17 protein-coding genes are annotated in these 16,720 nt (G+C 65.8%); 5 read left to right on the plus strand and 12 right to left on the minus strand.

Annotated elements, in window-relative coordinates; translation table 11 throughout:
- Window positions 1–299: 299 nt before the first annotated feature.
- On the minus strand, window positions 300–1,496 hold the full coding sequence (locus AC3A4T_RS14070; RefSeq protein ID WP_487675963.1) for a PQQ-dependent sugar dehydrogenase: 1,197 nt from the start codon (window positions 1,494–1,496) through the stop codon (window positions 300–302).
- Between the two features lie 259 nt (window positions 1,497–1,755).
- On the opposite strand from AC3A4T_RS14070, the gene AC3A4T_RS14075 reads away from it, so the two are divergent.
- Window positions 1,756–2,247, plus strand: coding sequence for a hypothetical protein (locus AC3A4T_RS14075; RefSeq protein ID WP_487675964.1), 492 nt, complete (start codon window positions 1,756–1,758; stop codon window positions 2,245–2,247).
- A gap of 17 nt (window positions 2,248–2,264) precedes the next feature.
- On the opposite strand, the gene AC3A4T_RS14080 is transcribed toward AC3A4T_RS14075, so the two are convergent.
- Together AC3A4T_RS14080 and AC3A4T_RS14085 are read right to left on the minus strand one after the other, a co-directional pair.
- Window positions 2,265–4,157, minus strand: coding sequence for an ABC transporter ATP-binding protein (locus AC3A4T_RS14080; protein ID WP_487675965.1), 1,893 nt, complete (start codon window positions 4,155–4,157; stop codon window positions 2,265–2,267).
- 94 nt (window positions 4,158–4,251) lie between these two features.
- Window positions 4,252–4,560, minus strand: coding sequence for an NIPSNAP family protein (locus AC3A4T_RS14085; RefSeq protein WP_487675966.1), 309 nt, complete (start codon window positions 4,558–4,560; stop codon window positions 4,252–4,254).
- 228 nt (window positions 4,561–4,788) lie between these two features.
- Between AC3A4T_RS14085 and AC3A4T_RS14090 the strand changes: the two genes are divergently transcribed.
- Window positions 4,789–5,025, plus strand: a complete 237-nt coding sequence (locus tag AC3A4T_RS14090; protein WP_310981115.1) for a hypothetical protein — start codon at window positions 4,789–4,791, stop codon at window positions 5,023–5,025.
- A gap of 99 nt (window positions 5,026–5,124) precedes the next feature.
- Here the strand turns inward: AC3A4T_RS14090 and AC3A4T_RS14095 are convergent, their stop codons facing one another.
- Window positions 5,125–5,493 carry a hypothetical protein gene (locus AC3A4T_RS14095; protein ID WP_487675967.1) on the minus strand — a complete coding sequence of 123 codons (369 nt, stop codon included), beginning with the start codon at window positions 5,491–5,493 and terminating at the stop codon, window positions 5,125–5,127.
- 147 nt (window positions 5,494–5,640) lie between these two features.
- Here AC3A4T_RS14095 and AC3A4T_RS14100 point away from each other — a divergent pair, with 147 nt between their 5' ends.
- A complete protein-coding gene (locus tag AC3A4T_RS14100; RefSeq protein WP_487675968.1) occupies window positions 5,641–7,194 on the plus strand; it encodes a fumarate hydratase in 1,554 nt (517 codons plus the stop codon).
- A gap of 184 nt (window positions 7,195–7,378) precedes the next feature.
- On the opposite strand, the gene AC3A4T_RS14105 is transcribed toward AC3A4T_RS14100, so the two are convergent.
- From AC3A4T_RS14105 to AC3A4T_RS14115, 3 genes are all read right to left on the minus strand, one after another.
- Window positions 7,379–8,335: a patatin-like phospholipase family protein gene (locus tag AC3A4T_RS14105; protein WP_487675969.1), complete on the minus strand. Its 957-nt coding sequence runs from the start codon at window positions 8,333–8,335 to the stop codon at window positions 7,379–7,381.
- A gap of 81 nt (window positions 8,336–8,416) precedes the next feature.
- Window positions 8,417–9,589, minus strand: a complete 1,173-nt coding sequence (locus tag AC3A4T_RS14110; protein ID WP_487675970.1) for a phospholipase A — start codon at window positions 9,587–9,589, stop codon at window positions 8,417–8,419.
- 144 nt (window positions 9,590–9,733) lie between these two features.
- Complete coding sequence (locus AC3A4T_RS14115) at window positions 9,734–10,219, minus strand: DUF456 domain-containing protein (RefSeq protein WP_487675971.1); 486 nt, start codon at window positions 10,217–10,219, stop codon at window positions 9,734–9,736.
- 213 nt (window positions 10,220–10,432) lie between these two features.
- Here AC3A4T_RS14115 and AC3A4T_RS14120 point away from each other — a divergent pair, with 213 nt between their 5' ends.
- Window positions 10,433–10,639 (plus strand): cold-shock protein, encoded by a 207-nt coding sequence (locus AC3A4T_RS14120; protein WP_036109558.1) that lies wholly within the window; start codon window positions 10,433–10,435, stop codon window positions 10,637–10,639.
- A gap of 830 nt (window positions 10,640–11,469) precedes the next feature.
- Here AC3A4T_RS14120 and AC3A4T_RS14125 read toward each other — a convergent pair.
- The 3 genes from AC3A4T_RS14125 to AC3A4T_RS14135 form a co-directional block, all read right to left on the minus strand.
- A complete protein-coding gene (locus tag AC3A4T_RS14125; protein ID WP_487675972.1) occupies window positions 11,470–12,576 on the minus strand; it encodes a M35 family metalloendopeptidase in 1,107 nt (368 codons plus the stop codon).
- Window positions 12,577–12,815: 239 nt separating this feature from the next.
- Window positions 12,816–13,322 carry a glycine zipper 2TM domain-containing protein gene (locus AC3A4T_RS14130; protein ID WP_056108264.1) on the minus strand — a complete coding sequence of 169 codons (507 nt, stop codon included), beginning with the start codon at window positions 13,320–13,322 and terminating at the stop codon, window positions 12,816–12,818.
- Window positions 13,323–13,664: 342 nt separating this feature from the next.
- Window positions 13,665–14,117, minus strand: a complete 453-nt coding sequence (locus AC3A4T_RS14135) for a hypothetical protein (protein ID WP_036109564.1) — start codon at window positions 14,115–14,117, stop codon at window positions 13,665–13,667.
- A 258-nt stretch (window positions 14,118–14,375) separates the two neighbouring features.
- Between AC3A4T_RS14135 and AC3A4T_RS14140 the strand changes: the two genes are divergently transcribed.
- Window positions 14,376–15,191: a tRNA threonylcarbamoyladenosine dehydratase gene (locus AC3A4T_RS14140; protein ID WP_487675973.1), complete on the plus strand. Its 816-nt coding sequence runs from the start codon at window positions 14,376–14,378 to the stop codon at window positions 15,189–15,191.
- A 466-nt stretch (window positions 15,192–15,657) separates the two neighbouring features.
- Here the strand turns inward: AC3A4T_RS14140 and AC3A4T_RS14145 are convergent, their stop codons facing one another.
- Complete coding sequence (locus AC3A4T_RS14145; RefSeq protein WP_487675974.1) at window positions 15,658–16,428, minus strand: TatD family hydrolase; 771 nt, start codon at window positions 16,426–16,428, stop codon at window positions 15,658–15,660.
- 4 nt (window positions 16,429–16,432) lie between these two features.
- A complete protein-coding gene (locus tag AC3A4T_RS14150; RefSeq protein WP_036109572.1) occupies window positions 16,433–16,654 on the minus strand; it encodes a DUF6116 family protein in 222 nt (73 codons plus the stop codon).
- Window positions 16,655–16,720 lie beyond the last annotated feature (66 nt).

Raw genomic sequence — 16,720 nt, forward strand, 5'->3', positions numbered from 1 at the left:
GCGCCACACGAGACATCCTGTCTCGGTGGCGCACGGCGCACATCCATGTGCGCCGCCCTTCGGGTGTGCTGTTGCTAACGCGAGTTCGTGGCTTCGCGGCGCTGGATGAACTGCGCGACTTCAAGCCCAAGCAAAAGCGACATGGCCTGCCTGTAGGAGCGGCGTAAGCCGCGACCGCGAAAACGCGACTACGACGCAAATTTCGACGTGGCTGAAATGCCGCGGTCGCGACTCGCGTCGCTCCTACAAGAAGGCCATGTCGCCACGTCGGCTCGTGCTTCGACGGCGGATACGTCCGCTTACTTGGCCGCAGGCGGATCCAATCGCAACAACTTGCCCTGATCCTCATCCGTCAACACGAACACCTTGCCGTCGCTGGAAACCCGCACATCGCGAATCCGCCAGCCCAGCGACCGCAGCAGCCGTTCCTCCTTGACCACCTTGTCCCCGTCCAGGCTCAGCCGGATCAGGCTGCCGTCGGCCAACGCCCCGAGAAACAGACTGTCGTTCCACGGCGAACCCGCGTGGCCGGTGTAGAAGGCCATGCCCGACAAGGCCGGCGACACCTCCCAGACGTGATACGGCGACTCCAGGCCCGGCTTCTCCTTGCCCTGTGCCTCGGCGATCTTCAGTCCGCTGTAATCGATGCCGTTGGTGATCAACGGCCAACCGTAATTCTTGCCCGGCTGCGGCAGATTGATTTCGTCGCCGCCGCGCGGGCCGTGCTCGGCTTCCCACAGCGTGCCGGTGCGCGGGTCGACCGCCAGCGATTGCATGTTGCGATGGCCGTAGCTCCAGATCTCCGGACGCGCGTCCTTGCGGCCGACGAAGGGATTGTCGGCCGGCACACTCCCGTCGAGATTGAGCCGCACCAGCTTGCCCTGCAGCTTGTCGAGCTCCTGCGAGGCCATGCGCTGTTGGCGCTCGCCCTGGGTGATGAAGATATGGCCGTCCTTGTCGAAGGCCAGGCGCGAGCCGAAGTGATTCGGACCGACCAGCTTGGGCTGCTGCTGATAGATCACTTTCACGTCCGACAACGCAGCATCGCCCAGCGTGGCCGACGCCACCGCGGTGCCGGCGCTGTCGTCCGGGCCGGGTTCGGCGTAGCTCAGGTAGATGCGTTTGCTGCTGGCGAAATCCGGCGCGAGCACCACGTCGAGCAGGCCGCCCTGGCCCTTGGCCCATACCGCGGGCACCCCGGCGATCGGTGCGGAGATCGCGCCGTCGGCGCCGACGCGACGCAGGCGTCCGGGGCGTTCGGTGATCAGGAACGCGCCGTCGGGTAACAACGCCACCGACCACGGATGGTCGAGTCCCGATGCGATCTCGTGCACGCGCACGGGTCCGGATTCGCTCGGAACTTCGTGGGACGCGCGTTGCGCCGGTGCCGGCACGGGTTGGGCGGCGGCGGCTTCGGCCTGGCCGCCGCGGTCGCAGGCGGACAGGCCCAGCGCCAGGATGAGGGCCGCAATAGTGCGGGTGAGGGCAGTCGTCATGCGATCGCTCCAATAAAGGAAGGGCTTCGGCGATCCACACCATAGCCGCTGGCCGCGGGTCGGACAAACGCGCCGCGTGATGCGCGCGCTTGAGCGGCGTGATTGGCGAAAACGTGAACCCGCACAACCGCGGCTTGCCAGCCGCGGGCATGCGGCGGCATGCTCCGATCCGCGCCGGTGGCCGGCGCGGCCGAACCGATGCGTCGTCGGGCGGCCAGGGTCACCGCCGCACGGCGGTGCAACGAAAAGGAGTTCATCGATGCCGTTGCCGGCTCACCCTGTCGCGTGCGGTCTTGCCGCACTGAGCCTGACCTCATTGAGCGTGCTCTCACTGAGCCTGGTCTCACTGAGCATGTTCGCGACCCCGGCCCATGCCGGCGAGCATGCGTGTTTCATCGATCGGGTCGAGTCCGTGCCCGAGGGCGTGCGGGTGTATTTCGATGCGGCGGCGGATTCGACCGTGTCGGTTCGGCTCAAGGGCGAGACGGCGTATACCCGCAGCTACCGCACCCGCAACGGCAAGCTGCGTCCAGGCGACGACGATCAGGCGGTCGAGCAGGCGTTCGTGCTGCTGGCCGAAGGCGACGCCATGAGCATGCTCAACGGCCCCCACGATCGCTGCACGGTCGAGGTGGCCCGGCATGGCGGTTACACCGGCGTGCTCGCGGCGAACGTCGTCAGCGAGCCGGGCGCGTCGCGGGTGCAGGAAGAATTCATCCCCGCGCTGGTGTCGGCGATCGCGCCCCTCTGAACGGCGCGCGCGGGCGCTCAGCGATAACCGGCGGCCTGCAGTTCGAACAATTCGGCGTAGCGTCCGCCCTGCGCGAGCAGTTCGGTGTGGGTGCCGCTGGCTTCGAGCCGGCCCTCGGCCAGCACCAGGATGCGGTCGGCCATGCGCACGCTGGAGAAGCGGTGCGAGATCAGCACCGCGGTGGTGTCGGCCGACAATTCCTTGAAGCGCTGGAACACTTCGAACTCCGCGCGCGCATCCAAGGCCGCGGTCGGTTCGTCGAGGATCATCACCTGCGCATCGCGCATGTAGGCGCGCGCGATCGCGATCTTCTGCCATTGCCCGCCCGACAGGTCGACGCCGGTCTTGAAACGCCGGCCGATCAGCTGGTCGTAGCCGCGCGGCAGGCTTTCGATCACTTCGTCGGCCGACGAGCGCCGCGCCGCATTGCGGATGCGTTCGAGGTCGGTCATCGCATCGATCTGGCCGACGCCGATGTTTTCGCCGGCGGTCAGGTGATAGCGCACGAAGTCCTGGAAGATCACCCCGATGCTCGCGCGCAATTCGTCCAGGTCGTAGTCGCGCAAGTCGCGGCCGTCGAGCAGGATGCGGCCTTCGTCCGGGTCGTACAGACGCGCGAGCAGCTTGACCAGGGTGGTCTTGCCGGCGCCGTTCTCGCCGACCAAGGCCAGCACTTCGCCCGCGCGCAGTTCGAAGTCCAGACCGCGCAAAGCCCAACGTTCCGCATCGGGATAACGAAAGCCCACGTTCTCGAACACGAAGCCGCGCGCGATCGGTTTCGGCACCGCGACCGGGTTGGCCGGCGAGGTGATCTCAGGCTGGATTTCGAAGAACGAGAACAGGTCTTCCAGGTACAGCGCCTGTCCCGCGACTTGCGAGAAACCGACCAGCAGCCCTTCCAGCAACTGCCGCAGACGGCGAAAGCTGCCGGCCAGGAAGGTGAGGTCGCCGATGCTGAAATCGCCGCGCACCGTGCGCCAGGCGATATAGCCGTATGCGATGTAATAGCCCAGCGTGCCCAGCCCGGCGAGCACGGTTCCCCACAGCGCGCGTCGGCGTGCGAGGGCGCGGTTGGCGGCGAAGAACTTGTCGGCGAGCTCGCGGTACTTGGCGATCAGGAAGCGGTGCAGATTGAAGATCTTCACTTCCTTCGCGGTCTCGACGCTGGCGCCCATCTGACGCACGTATTCGAGCTGGCGCCGTTCCGGCGTCCAGGCGAAATTGAGCGAATAACCCAGGGCGTTGAAATGCGCTTCGCCGATGAAGGCCGGGATCAGCGCCACCGCCAGCAACAGGATCAGCCACGGCGCATACACCAACAGGCCGACCGCGAAGCTGACCACGGTGATGCTGTCCTGCAACTGGCCGAACAACTGGCTCATCAGGCTCATGCGGCCCATGGTCTGGCGGCGCGCGCGGTCGAGCTTGTCCTGCAGGTCGGGGTCTTCGAAGTCCTCCAGGTCCAGGGTCGCCGCGTGTTCCATCAGGCGCACGCTGGTGGCGTTGGTGAACAGCTCCGACAGCAGCGAATCGCCGTAGTTGACGATCCGGCCGAGCAGGTCGGAGCCGATCGCCAGACCGAACTCCAACGCGAGCAGCGCTAATAAGGTGTTGAGCTGACCGCTCGCCCAGGCGTCCGTCAACGTACCGAAGCCATGCCCGGTCGCGACCAGCCGCACCGCTTCGTCGATGATCAGCTTGCCGACGTACAAGGTCGCGATCGGCAGCAGCGCGCGGATCAGGCGCAGGCCGAGCGTGAGCAGGGTCAGCGACGGACTGGTCGCCCAGATCTGCTTGAGGAACGGACGCAGGTTGCGCAGCGCGTCGAAGCGCTCGCGCAGGGACGGTTTGCCGCCGTTGCCGGGGCTGGCGTTACGGGACGGCTTGGAGGCGTCGCTGGGAGTGCTCATGCGGCGATTGTGCCCAAGTCCCGGGTCAAGGGCGTGTTTCGATTGCGAACCGGTCCGAACGTCGCGACCGCGCCGGCGGCCGCGGCGCGCTTAATCAATCGCCGAACACCGGCCGGAAGAAGCTGCGCTCATAGCTGACGATGCAACGGTTCTCGCGGGCGTAGGCGAACGCGGCCTGACAGTCGGGATCTTCGAACGAGCGTGTGCGGTAGTCCTCGTAAGCCGCCAGGCTGGGGAAAGAGAACATCGCCAATGCAACGTTGCTGCTGCCTTCCGACGGCATGAAGTAGCCGTGGTGGGTGCCGCCGAATTTCTCGACCAGTGGAATCCACAGGCGGCCGTAGTGTTCGAATTCGGCCAGTTGATACGGGTCGATGACATAGCGCAGATAGCAGGTGATCACGGGACGCTCCGCGTTGGGGTTCGGACCAATCTAACCGGCGCGGCTGAAGGCACAAGTGACGTTTGAAATCCGCGCGGCCCGGCGGCGTCGGCGAGGAACTGCCCAGTGGCGCACAAACCGCCACGCCGGCGCTGTCGCCGATGCGGGCGCTCGCGTACCGTGGCCCGGCTCCGCGAGGAGCGCATGGAACGTGCAGTGCTGATCCATCCATCGAAAAGGAGAGTTCGAATGAAGATCCAGCCGTTGAAAGGCAAGCTGTCGAACCGTCGCTTCACCGTGGCCCTGGCCGCGTTCGCCTTTGCGTTCGCGTTCGGCGCCAGCGCGGCGCCGCGCGATCTGATCGTGTGCGCGGGCGGTGTCTACTGTTACTACGATGTCCTCGAGACCTGCCGCGAGTCCGGCCAGGACGAGTACTACTGCCAGATGCTATGGCGCGGCTGCGTGCTGGACGCGTGCCCGCAGTAAGGCGCTGACGCCGGCCGTCTACGCCGGCGCGATCGCGGCCCGCGGTCCCAGGCACGGGGCGCGGGTCGCGCTCGCCAGTGGATTCAACCGCTCGGCTCGTCAGACCACGGCGGCCAGCTTGAAGATCGGCAGGTACAGCACGACCACCGTAAGCGCGATCATGCCCATCCCGCCGACCACGCCGAACACACACGCGACCAGATCGCGCCGCGGCCGCGGCCACAGCCCCCACAGCGCCAGCACCAGCAAGGGCAGCGGACAGCCCAGCCAGGGCCGGGCGATCAGCAGCGCGGTCGCCGCGGGCAGGTCGGCGCCGAAGGCGGTGAAGGTCTGCGCGAACGAGGGCACCACCAGCAACGGCAGCAGCCCGCAAAAGGCCGATACGATCAGGCCGATCGCCAGCAGCAGCGGCCTTGATCGGTTCGCCGGGAGCGCCGGCAGTTCGGAACGTGGCGCGGTATAGGGCATGGCGTCGGGCTCGCAGGCGCGGGGCGATGACGGCCGGAGCCGTGGCCGAGGCAGCTTAACCGGCGACGCCTCGCCCGTCCCGGCAAGGGCCGGGAGCGGGCCGGGCGGGTAGAATGGCGATCCCCACCGCCAGCCTCGATGCCCGCCGTGACCGCCAGCCCGTCCCACGCCGCTTCCAGCGGCCCCGTCGTCATCCGCCAGGACGACCTGATCCAGTCCGTCGCCGATGCCCTGCAGTACATCAGCTACTACCACCCGGTCGACTACATCAAGAACCTGACCAAAGCGTACGAGCGCGAGGAAAGCGCCGCGGCCAAGGACGCGATCGCGCAGATTCTGATCAATTCGCGCATGTGCGCCGAAGGCCACCGGCCGATCTGCCAGGACACCGGCATCGTCACCGTGTTCCTGGAGATCGGCATGGACGTGCGCTGGGACGGCGCCACCATGGGCGTCGAGGACATGGTCAACGAAGGCGTGCGCCGCGCCTATCTGCATCCCGACAACAAGCTGCGCGCCAGCGTGCTCGCCGATCCGGCCGGCAAGCGCAGCAACACCAAGGACAACACGCCCGCGGTGGTCAACGTCAAGGTCGTGCCGGGCAACAAGCTCGACGTGATCGTCGCGGCCAAGGGCGGCGGTTCGGAAGCCAAGTCGAAATTCGCGATGCTCAACCCGTCCGACTCGATCGTCGACTGGGTGCTCAAGACCGTGCCGACCATGGGCGCGGGCTGGTGCCCGCCGGGCATGCTCGGCATCGGCATCGGCGGCACCGCCGAGAAGGCGATGCTGCTGGCGAAGGAATCGCTGATGGAGCCGATCGACATCACCGATCTGCAGGCGCGCGGCGCCAGCAATCGCGCCGAAGAGCTGCGGCTTGAACTGTACGAAAAGGTCAACGCGCTCGGCATCGGCGCGCAGGGCCTGGGCGGCCTGACCACGGTGCTCGACATCAAGGTCAAGGATTACCCGACCCACGCCGCCAATCTGCCGGTGGCGATGATTCCCAACTGCGCCGCGACCCGCCATGCGCATTTCACCCTCGACGGCAGCGGCCCGGTGATGCTCGATCCGCCGTCGCTGGAAGACTGGCCGACGCTGACCTACGACGCGTCCAAGGGCCGTCGCGTCGATCTCGACACGGTTACGCCGCAGGACGTCGCCAGCTGGAAGCCCGGCGAAGTGCTGCTGCTCAACGGCAAGCTGCTGACCGGCCGCGACGCCGCGCACAAGCGCATGGTCGAGATGCTCAACAAGGGCGAAGCGCTGCCGGTCGATTTCAAGGGCCGCTTCATCTATTACGTCGGCCCGGTCGATCCGGTGCGCGACGAAGTGGTGGGCCCGGCCGGTCCGACCACCGCCACGCGCATGGACAAGTTCACCGAACAGGTGCTGGCGCAGACCGGCCTGCTCGGCATGGTCGGCAAGGCCGAGCGCGGCCCGGCCGGTATCGATGCGATCAAGAAACATCGTTCGGTGTACCTGATGGCGGTCGGCGGCGCCGCCTATCTGGTGTCGAAGGCGATCAAGGCCTCGCGCGTGGTCGGTTTCGCCGATCTGGGCATGGAAGCGATCTACGAATTCACCGTGCAGGACATGCCGGTGACGGTCGCGGTCGACAGCACCGGCGAGTCGGTGCACAAGACCGGGCCGAAGGAATGGCAGACGCGGATCGGCAAGATTCCGGTGGTGGTGGAATAAATCGCGTCGCCGCAAACAAAACGCCCGGTTATCCGGGCGTTTTTGTGTCGATGCCTGCCTGTAGGAGCGGCGCGAGCCGCGACCGCGACATCACGGTTACGACGCAAGCGCGATGTCGCGGTCGCGGCTCGCGCCGGTCCTACAGGGAGCTGTCGCGATAAACGTCGCGATCACGCAACCGCGATCAAAGCCGCTTCACCAACTGCGCCAGCATCTTCTTGGTCGCCGCCCGGGTCAGATACTCCTTAGCCAACGTCTCCAACCCCAGCACATTGGTCTGGCTGGTGTCGTCCAGATCGTCCAGCCCGATCAACAACTCGGCCTGCATCCGGAAATACCCGTCGCCGACCAGTTGCCGCGCGATGTAATCGACCGAATCGGTATTGCCGTCGAACAGCACGTCGATGATCGGCACCGCCCATTCCAGCGCGCCCCACGAGCGCGCCGAGTCCAGGTCGATGCTGCGCGTGCGCTCGCCGGTGCCGACCGACAACACCACCAGGTCGCGGCTGTTGTCGACCCGGGCATCCTTGCGCAGCGCTTCGGCGATCGCGCACGCGGTCGGATTGTTGGCGACCACGCCGCCGTCGATCAGCGCGCACTCCTTGCCCTCGACCTTCATCGCATGCGCCGGGAAATAGGTCGGCGCGGCGCTGGACGCGCGGCAGACCTCCCACACCAGCAAGTCGCGATGCTTCGGGTCGAAGCTCTTGAAGATCACCGGCGTGCGCGAAATCGTGTCGTAGCTGGTGATCAACACCGGCGCCTTGAGCTGGCCCAGCGTGGTCTTGCCGAACACCTTGCGCAGCACCTTCTCGATGCCGACGCCGTCGTAGCGCGGCGCCGACATGCCGTCGCTGATCAGGCGATTGGCGCGCGACCACAACCGCCCGGCGAGATTGGGAAAGATCACGTGGCGCTGCGCGCGATACAACTCGGCCAGCGCGTCGGGACTGATGCCGTGGGCGAGCCCGCACGCGACCAGCGCGCCGGTCGAACTGCCGGCGATCAGGTCGAAATGTTTCAGCAAGCCGGGTTTTCCGGCGCTGGCCAGCGCGCGTTCCACGCCGGCCAACCAATGGCAACTCACCAGGCCGCGGATGCCTCCGCCGTCCAGCGAGAGGATGCGCTGCATCTTCATCGGGTTCTCCGTCGAACCGGCGCAGGTTAACGCAGCCGGTCGACGTCCCGGGTCATACCCGGTCGCAGTTTCGCGTCGCGATCAATACCACTCCAGCAACGACACGCCCAGGCCGATATAGGTCGCGCGATGGTTGTAGTCGATCAGGCTTTCGCCGTAACCGTCGAACACCTGCAGATGGCCGCGCAGCTGGTTGTAGATCGGAAAGCCCCAGTCGAACTGCAGCGCGCCGTGCGAGCGATCGCCGCTGCGCAGCGAATGCCGCGCCATCAGCGAAAACTCGTGGCCGCCGCGACGATGCACGATGGTCAGATCGCCGCGGCCCATGTAATCCTCGATATCCGGATTATCGTCGTCGTTGCCGTCGGAGATGCGCCACCACGGACGCGCGACGATCGACCAGTTCTCGCGATCCAGGCCGACCTGGCCGATCACCCGGTTCCAACTGCGCGAGAGCGGATCGGCGCGGCCGTTGGACTGGTGATTGAGCCCGATCGCCGCCATGCGGCCGCTCCATCCGCCGATGCGGTAGTTGTTGCGGAACACCAGCATCGCTTCGGGTTCGTAATTGGTTTCGCGGAACGGACGCGAGTTGTCGCTGTTGTAGACCTGCCAGCGCGAGGACTGGGTATAGCCCAGCCACACATCGCCGTTGTCGCCGAACAGGTTTTCCACCGCCTTGGTCTTGAAGCTGATCTGGAACTTGGCCTCGACGCTCTGCAGCGACTGCGGTTCGGTCACGGTGTTGCGCGGGTTGGGCGACTGCGGCAGGACGTTGGGGTCGCTGTTCCAGAACGCCGGCAACAGGTACACCGGCTTATAGGCGCGGAAATTGAACAGGCCCAGCTTGGAATCCTTGGCCAGTTCCCAGCGGCTGTCGAGCAGGCCGCCCTTGCCGGCGTTGGCGATCGCATCGGCCAGCGGTTCTTCGTGACTGAACAGATTGCCCGCCACCGCGCGGCGCGCGCGTTCGCTGACGCTCGGCTTGGACTCACCGGCCAGTTCGTCGCTTACTTCCAGATTCTTGCGGATCGCCTTGGCCTCCTTGGCGGCGATATCGGCCTGGCGCGCGTCGCCGGCCTGGCGGCCGAGCGCGGTGTCGTAACAGGCCAGGCGATCGGCGTCGACGTTGATCGCCAGGCAGGCTTCGGGCGTAGCCGGTTGCACGCCGGTCTGCGCGAACGCGAGCCAGGGCGTCGCGGTCGCGGCCAACAGCAACGCGGCGCGGAATGAAGTGATGGAGGAATAGGGCATCGGGCGACTCGTTGGTGGTGCAAGGCAGGTGGGTAAAGCCGCGGCAGTCTTGCACTGCGCCGCGAACGAAGCGTGAATCGTGCCGGTGCGGCGTCGGCGCGGAACGGCCGCGGGCTCCGGCTGAGAGGCCGGAGCCCGCGTGGATCAAAAGAACCAGGAGATCGCGAACAGGCCGAGCATGGCGAACGCCAGACCGAGCTTGAGCACGGTGCCGACCAGGATGCCGACCCAGGTGCCGACCCCGACCTTGGTGGCCTGGTCGAGCTTGCGGGTATGGATCCATTCGCCGATCAGCGCACCGACGAACGGGCCGATGAAGACGCCGATGAAGCCGAACATCAGGCCGGCGAAGGTGCCGATGATCGAGCCGATGATCGCCAGCTTGCTCGCCCCGACCCGTTTGGCCCCCATCGCGGTGGCGGCGAAATCGATCAGCATCGACAGCGCGGTCAGCAGACCCAGCACGACCAGGGTGACCCAGCCCACTTTCTCGAAACCCGATGCCCACGAGGCCAGCAGCATGCCGCCGAAAACCAGGGGCAGGCCGGGCAGGGCGGGCAGCACCGTGCCGACGATTCCGAGCACCACCAGTACGCCCGCCAAGATGTAATAAAACGTAGTCAAATCCATGCGCAATCCCCGTCCGGACAGGCTGTCCGGGCTGTTTGCATTTTGGCCCATGTCGGGGTACGTTGCGGGCGCTTGGTTTGCCAAGGGTCACCGTGAATCGTGGCCCGATGCGGTTGATCCATCGATCTGCTACATCGTTGCACCTCGCTTCCTCCTTGCAACCAGCACGCGATGCTCGCGTTAACAACACCTCGTTCCAAGGAGAGAGTAACGATGTCCAAAGAAACCGGAACCGTTAAGTGGTTCAACGACGCCAAGGGTTTTGGCTTTATCAGCCGTGAAAATGGCGAAGACGTCTTCGTGCATTTCCGCGCTATCCAGTCCCAGGGCTTCAAAAGCTTGAAGGAAGGCCAGAAGGTTTCCTTCACCGTCGTGCAGGGCCAGAAGGGCCTGCAGGCGGACGCGGTCGAACCGCTGTAATACGACACGGACCCGCTCGATCGCGACGCTTCGCCGCGCCGCATCCGCGTCAGAAGAACCCGGCCCAGGCCGGGTTTTTCTTTTGTGTATTTTTGATGTTTGTCACACTTCGAAATACTCATTCGCCGGCCGTCGCAAAACCGCTACGAAACGTGCCTGTGCGTCCCGCCGCCGAGCGTGAACAGTTCATCGGCGTCACGGCCTGGGCGGCGCTTGAATTTATATCGATTTAAATTTCGCCGGGACGGGCGGCGGGCAATCCAGATAGCGGCGATCGGGTTGATATGCCCGAGCTCGATGTCGCCGACGCGATCCTAACGCCATGACGAAAAGGCCGGGGACTCCATGCCCCCGGCCACCCCGTCGCCTCGCCCGGCCGTCGCCCATCCCTGTCGCGGCGGCGCTGTCCATGGCGATGCGGATACCGGCGCCCCGATCTGTCTCGCGCCGGTCCCGCGCTTGCGCTCATCCGCGCGCAAGGAGCCTGTTGCGCGGCGCGCGATGGGCCTCGTCTCCCATCGCCTGCCGCCGCGTCCTGTCGCGCGATCGCATCCTGCGCCAGGCTCGTGGGTATCCAACGCATGGATCGTGGCGATGGGGTTGGGTCGTGCGGACGGATCATCGGCGGTGTCCACGCCGATGGCGCGTGTCGCGACAGGCGTCAGGCATCGAGCGATGAAGACCTGCGCTTGAGGCAGGTAACTAAACCGGTCAGCCGATCGGTCGCGCACACCCCGCGCGCTGAATCGAATCGCAAAAAAACGGCCCGCCGAAGCGGGCCGTCGTTACCTGTTGTAACGCGCGATTGCGATGTGCGCGCGACGCGCCGATCAGTTCTGGAACGGGGTGTTCTCGGCGAAGTACTCGTGGTTGTCGGCGTTGTCGAGCGCATTGGTCGGGTTGCTGATCGCCAGGTTCTTCGCGCCGGTCTGGCCGTAGACGTGATCGTCGGTGCCGGCGACCACGGTGAAGTGGCTCATTTCGTGGATCAGCGTGCCGGCCTTGGAGTCGGTGCCGGTCAGCGGCGCGTTCCAGAACGCGTTGCAGACATAGATCTGATACGGCTGGTTGGCGTAGACATACGCGTAGGCGCTGCTGGTGCAGCCGCAGTTGATGGTGATCTGGCCGTTGTTCTGGTCGAGCGCCGAATCGATGTTGACGAAGTGGCTGCGCGCGGTGTTGAGGCGGCTGGAGGTGTAAGCGCCGAACCAGGTGGTGTAGCGCGGGCCGATGGTGCCGGTGTTGAGATAACCCTTGGCGTTTTCGGCGTAGGTACGCGCGGCGTTGACCGCTTGGCCCGCGCTGCTGGTGCGCGCGGTGGTGCAGCCGACGTAGTTCACGCCGTTGACCACGGCGGTGGGGCCGACCGGCTTCTTCGCCACGGCGGACATTTTTTCGCCGCCGAGCTGATCCAGGCCGTCGACCCACAGGCTCAGCGGCGCGCTCTGCGCCGACATCGGCAGACCGTTGCCCTGATGCAGCATCACCCGGTCCGAGGTCGAAGCATGTTGCAGCGGGGTGTTGAAGGCGACCACGTACTGGCCGGTCCTGGACAGGTCGTAACCCGCCGACAGATCGATCACCCGGCGATAGGTTTCGCCCGGCTGCAGGATCGCGAAGTCTTCGGCCTGCGGCAGGCCGCGCTTGACCAGCGCGCCTTCGTACGCGACCGGTTGGCCGTTGTAGCTGATCGAGAACAGCTTGGAATCGAACTGATCCGACGGCAGCTGCCACTTCGGCAGGCGCACCGCCTTGCGGCTGGTGTTGGTGATGCTGACCTCGACCGAGCCGAGGAAATCGTCGGCGGCGCCGTTGACGGCGACCATGCCGACACGCAGCGGATTGTTCTGCGCCGCGCCGGGCGCGGCGATGGCGGCGGCGATGGCGCCGGTCAATACCGCACCCGCGGCAACCACATGCACGAAACGAAGGTTCATTCCACGATCTCCTGATCTTGCGTTGACGAGGCCCGCGAGGCGGACGCGATCGACCCTAGCGCAACGCCCTCGTCATGAAGACCCCAATAAGTGCGCCAGTTCCATGCCTAATCGTGATGTGCGTTGTGGACTCGGATCGTGCTCGCGGCAAACGAAAAACGGCCCGCGTGGCGGGCCGTTTTTCTTCGTTACATTGTTTCAACCAAGCGGGCGTCGCGAACGCCGCGTTGCGCCGCCGATCAACGCACGTAGGCGCGACCGTTGTTGACGCGCACGTAGGTGTTCTCGCGAATGCCGCCGAGGTCCTTCTGGGTGACGACCTGGGTGCGGCCGTCGTCCATGCGCACATACACGTTGTAGCTCGGCGCGCCGACCCGGTTCTGGATCGCGTTGCCGGCGATGGCGCCGGCGACCGCGCCGCCGACGGTGGCGGTGTTCTTGCGGCCCTTGCTGTCGGTGTGGTCGTCGGCGATCTTGCGGCCGGCGACAGCGCCGACCAGGCCGCCCAACACCGCGCCGGTAGCGCTCGGGGCGTTGCTCTGGGTGCTGATCTGCTCGATCCGGGTGACCACGCCGCAGTCGTAGCAACTGTTGTTCTGGTTGCCGTAACCCGACGGCGGCGGGTTGTTGTAACCGCCGTTGTTGTAGCCGCCGCCACCGCCGTAACCCGGCGAGGTCGCGCAACCGGCGAGCGCCAGCGAAGCCGCGGCGGCTACGGCCAGCAATCGGAAATTCTTGGTATTCATTCGAGGCTCCTGCGCTGTGAGCGAGTGGCGGAAGTCGCCACGCGCTGGACACGCTATAAGCCGGCGCGTGAACACGTGTTCAATTTATGTGGCTGCCCGCGCTTTGTTTGCGGGCGCGTTCAGGTTGGGGCAGGGCTTGAGCCGTCGCCGTGACACGTGACACGGCGCGCGTATTCGGGCTTACCCGGCCGTTACGCCGCGGGCGATGGGCGAAACGCACTCAGGAAAACGGGAAGGGAAGCGAGCAACCAGCCGCCCGCCGTTCGTCAGCGCGAACACCGACAAACCGACACGATCGCCGCGGCGATTCCCGATTCCCGATTCCCGATTCCCGACTCCCGCTTAGCCGCGGAAATCCTGATGACAGGCCTTGCACGCCTCGCCGATCTGATTGGACACCTCGGTCACTCCGGCGCAGCTCACCGGCGGACTGGCCAGCGCGCTGTCGAGGGCGGCGCGCATCTTGGCCGAATGCTGGGCGAAGCGCGGGTCGTCCTTGAGGTCGGGGAAGGCCGGGTCGAGATCATCGGCCAGCATGCGCAGCGACTTCAGGTGCGGCAGGGTGTCGGTGGCGGCGCAACGGTTCTGCTCGGCCTTGCCCTTGAGCTGGCCCAGGTGCCACTGCTGCAGGTGCATGACGCTGTCGGGGAAATGGTCCTTGCGCTGCTCGAGCGCGCGTACGGCCATGACCGTGGCGACCGCGCCGCCGACCAGACCGAACAGGAAAAGAAACAGGTACTTCGAACCATTGCCTTTGCGTTTGACTGCGGCATTGGTGGGCTGGGTTTCGCTCATTGCCTGGCCTCCATCCAAGATCGCGGAACCATAGCACGCAGCGATGTGAGGCCGGGGTCAGCGGCGTGGTGTGCGGGTGGCGGGCGAAGGCAAGAGGGAGGCTGGTTTAAATCAGCGGGATGGGGCGGCTGGGCTGCGTTTGGCGGGCTCGCGTCCTCGCGATACAGGCCTCCGACGAGGCCTCGCAGTTGCGGCCATGAGCCGCTGCTTTCCATCGCCACGGCCGGAATCGCCGGCCTTCGCCACTACAATGGGCGGATGAGCGAATCCACTTCCGATACCGTCTGGCAAGAGCGTTTTGCCGGCATCGACCGACTGTACGGCCAAGGCGCCGTGGCCCGTTTCCGCCAATGCCGCGTCGCCGTGGTCGGCATGGGCGGGGTCGGCTCCTGGGCGGTGGAGGCGCTGGCCCGCACCGGCATCGGCCACCTGACCCTGATCGACGCCGACGATCTGTGCGTGTCCAACACCAATCGCCAGTTGCCGGCGCTGGATGGAAATTACGGCCGCGCCAAGGTCGAGGCGATGGCCGAGCGCTGTCGCGCGATCAGTCCGGCGATCGAGGTCGATGCGGTCCAAAGCTTCCTGACTCCGTCCAATCTCGATGAGCTGCTCGATCGCGGTTTCGATCTGGTGCTGGACGCCTGCGACAGTTTCCGCAGCAAGGTCGAGCTGATCGCCTGGTGCCGGCGGCGCAAGCTTCCGGTGATCGCGGTCGGCTCGGCCGGCGGGCGCACCGATCCGACCCTGGTGCGGGTGCGCGATCTGTCGCGCACCGAGCACGATGCGATGTTGGCGTTGATTCGCAAGAAGCTGCGCGGGGAGTTCAATTTCCCCAAGAATCCGGATCGCTATTTCGGCGTGTCGGCGATTTATTCGCTGGAGAACGTGAAATATCCGCAGCCTGACGGGACGGTGTGTGGGCTGCGGCCGAAGGTCGATGGGGATGCGTCGCTCAAGCTCGATTGTGGGGCGGGATTGGGGGCGGCTACGCATATCACCGGGGTGTTTGCGTTTGCGGCGGTGGCGCGGGCGTTGGAGATTCTGCTTAAGCCTAAGGTGGCGGCGGGTTGAGGGGCTGGGCGAGTCAGTGGCTTCGCGGCGCTGGATGTACTGCGCGACTTCAAACCCAAGCCGAACTTGCATGGCCTGCCTGTAGGAGCGGCGCAAGCCGCGACCGCGCCACTTCAATCACGTCGAATCTGGCTGGGTCGAATTCATCCGCGCCGAGGTTCTTGCGCCGAAGCTAGCCACGATTCTGGCTAAAACCACAACAACCCTGGAAAGCCTCGTCCATATCGCATCGACATAGACATGGCCCACGCCATCCCCAAGCCGTCATCCCCGCGAAGGCGGGGATCCAGGGCTCCATCGCGACATGATGGTGAAGTCGAGCGAAGCACGTGATTGGCTCGTCACTGTGCGATTAACTACTCGCCGTCGCGTTTGCAAAGCGACTGCGGTTCGTCGCAAAGCTATGAAGTATTGCGGGTGGGGCTTTAGGTCCCGCCGCTTTGTGCTTCGCCGTCTCGCAGTTCGCTCAATCCGCCAGCGCGAACAACCGCTGCGCATTAGCCGAAGTCGCCTCGGCGACCTGCTCGTAAGGCACCCCGCGCAATTGCGCGATGATTTCGCACACGCCGGCCAACCGCGCCGGCTCGTTGCGTTGTCCGCGGATATCGGCATCGGGCTGATCCGGGGCGTCGGTTTCCAGCAGCAGGAATTCGATCGGCATCGCCGCGACGATGCGGCGCAGGCGCTTGGCGCGGTCGTAGGTGACCGGGCCGCCGAGTCCGATCAGGAAACCGAGTTTCCATAACTGCTCGGCCTGTTCCTCGCTGCCGGAGTAGCTGTGCACCACGCCGCGCAGGCCGCCGACGCGGCGGATCGCGGCGATGGTGGCTTCGACCGCGTGCCGCGCATGCACGATCACCGGCAAGTCGAATTCGCGCGCGAGTTGCAGCTGGCCGTCGAAATAACGCGACTGCTCGTCGCGATCCAGGCCGTCGACGAAATAATCCAGCCCGCATTCGCCGACCGCGCACGGACGTTCGCGCTCGAGCCACTCGCGCAGTTCATCCAGATGTTGCGGCCGATGCGAGGACAGATACATCGGATGCAGGCCGTAGGCCGGATGCAGGCCCGGATCGGCCGCGCAGACCTCGCGCAGTTTCGGCCAGCCCGCGGCGTCGATCGCCGGCACGACCTGCCGGGTCACTCCGGCCTGGCGCGCGCGCGCGACTACCTGCGCGCGATCGGGATCGAATTCGGGCGCGTCGAGGTGGCAGTGGCTGTCGACCAGCGCGGCCATGCGCTCAACGCGACGGCGGCAGCACGGTCGGCGGCTGCGGTTCCTTGCGCTTTTTGAAGTTCGCCAGCAGCAAGGTGCCCAGGCCGAGCAGGATCTCGTCGGCGAACGGCACGAAATCCGGAATGACCAGATCGAACGCGAACAGGGCTGCGGTCAGCATGAACAGACGCGGATAACTCAGGCGTCCGAGAAAACCCATCAGGGGAGCGAGCAGCGGATTGGCCATGGCGATTGAGGTGTGACCGGGTTGGCAAACACGCTAGCACGTAGCCGCGTGACGGTTCAGACAGGG

This window comes from Lysobacter sp. Soil_N_51 (genome assembly GCF_057655755.1).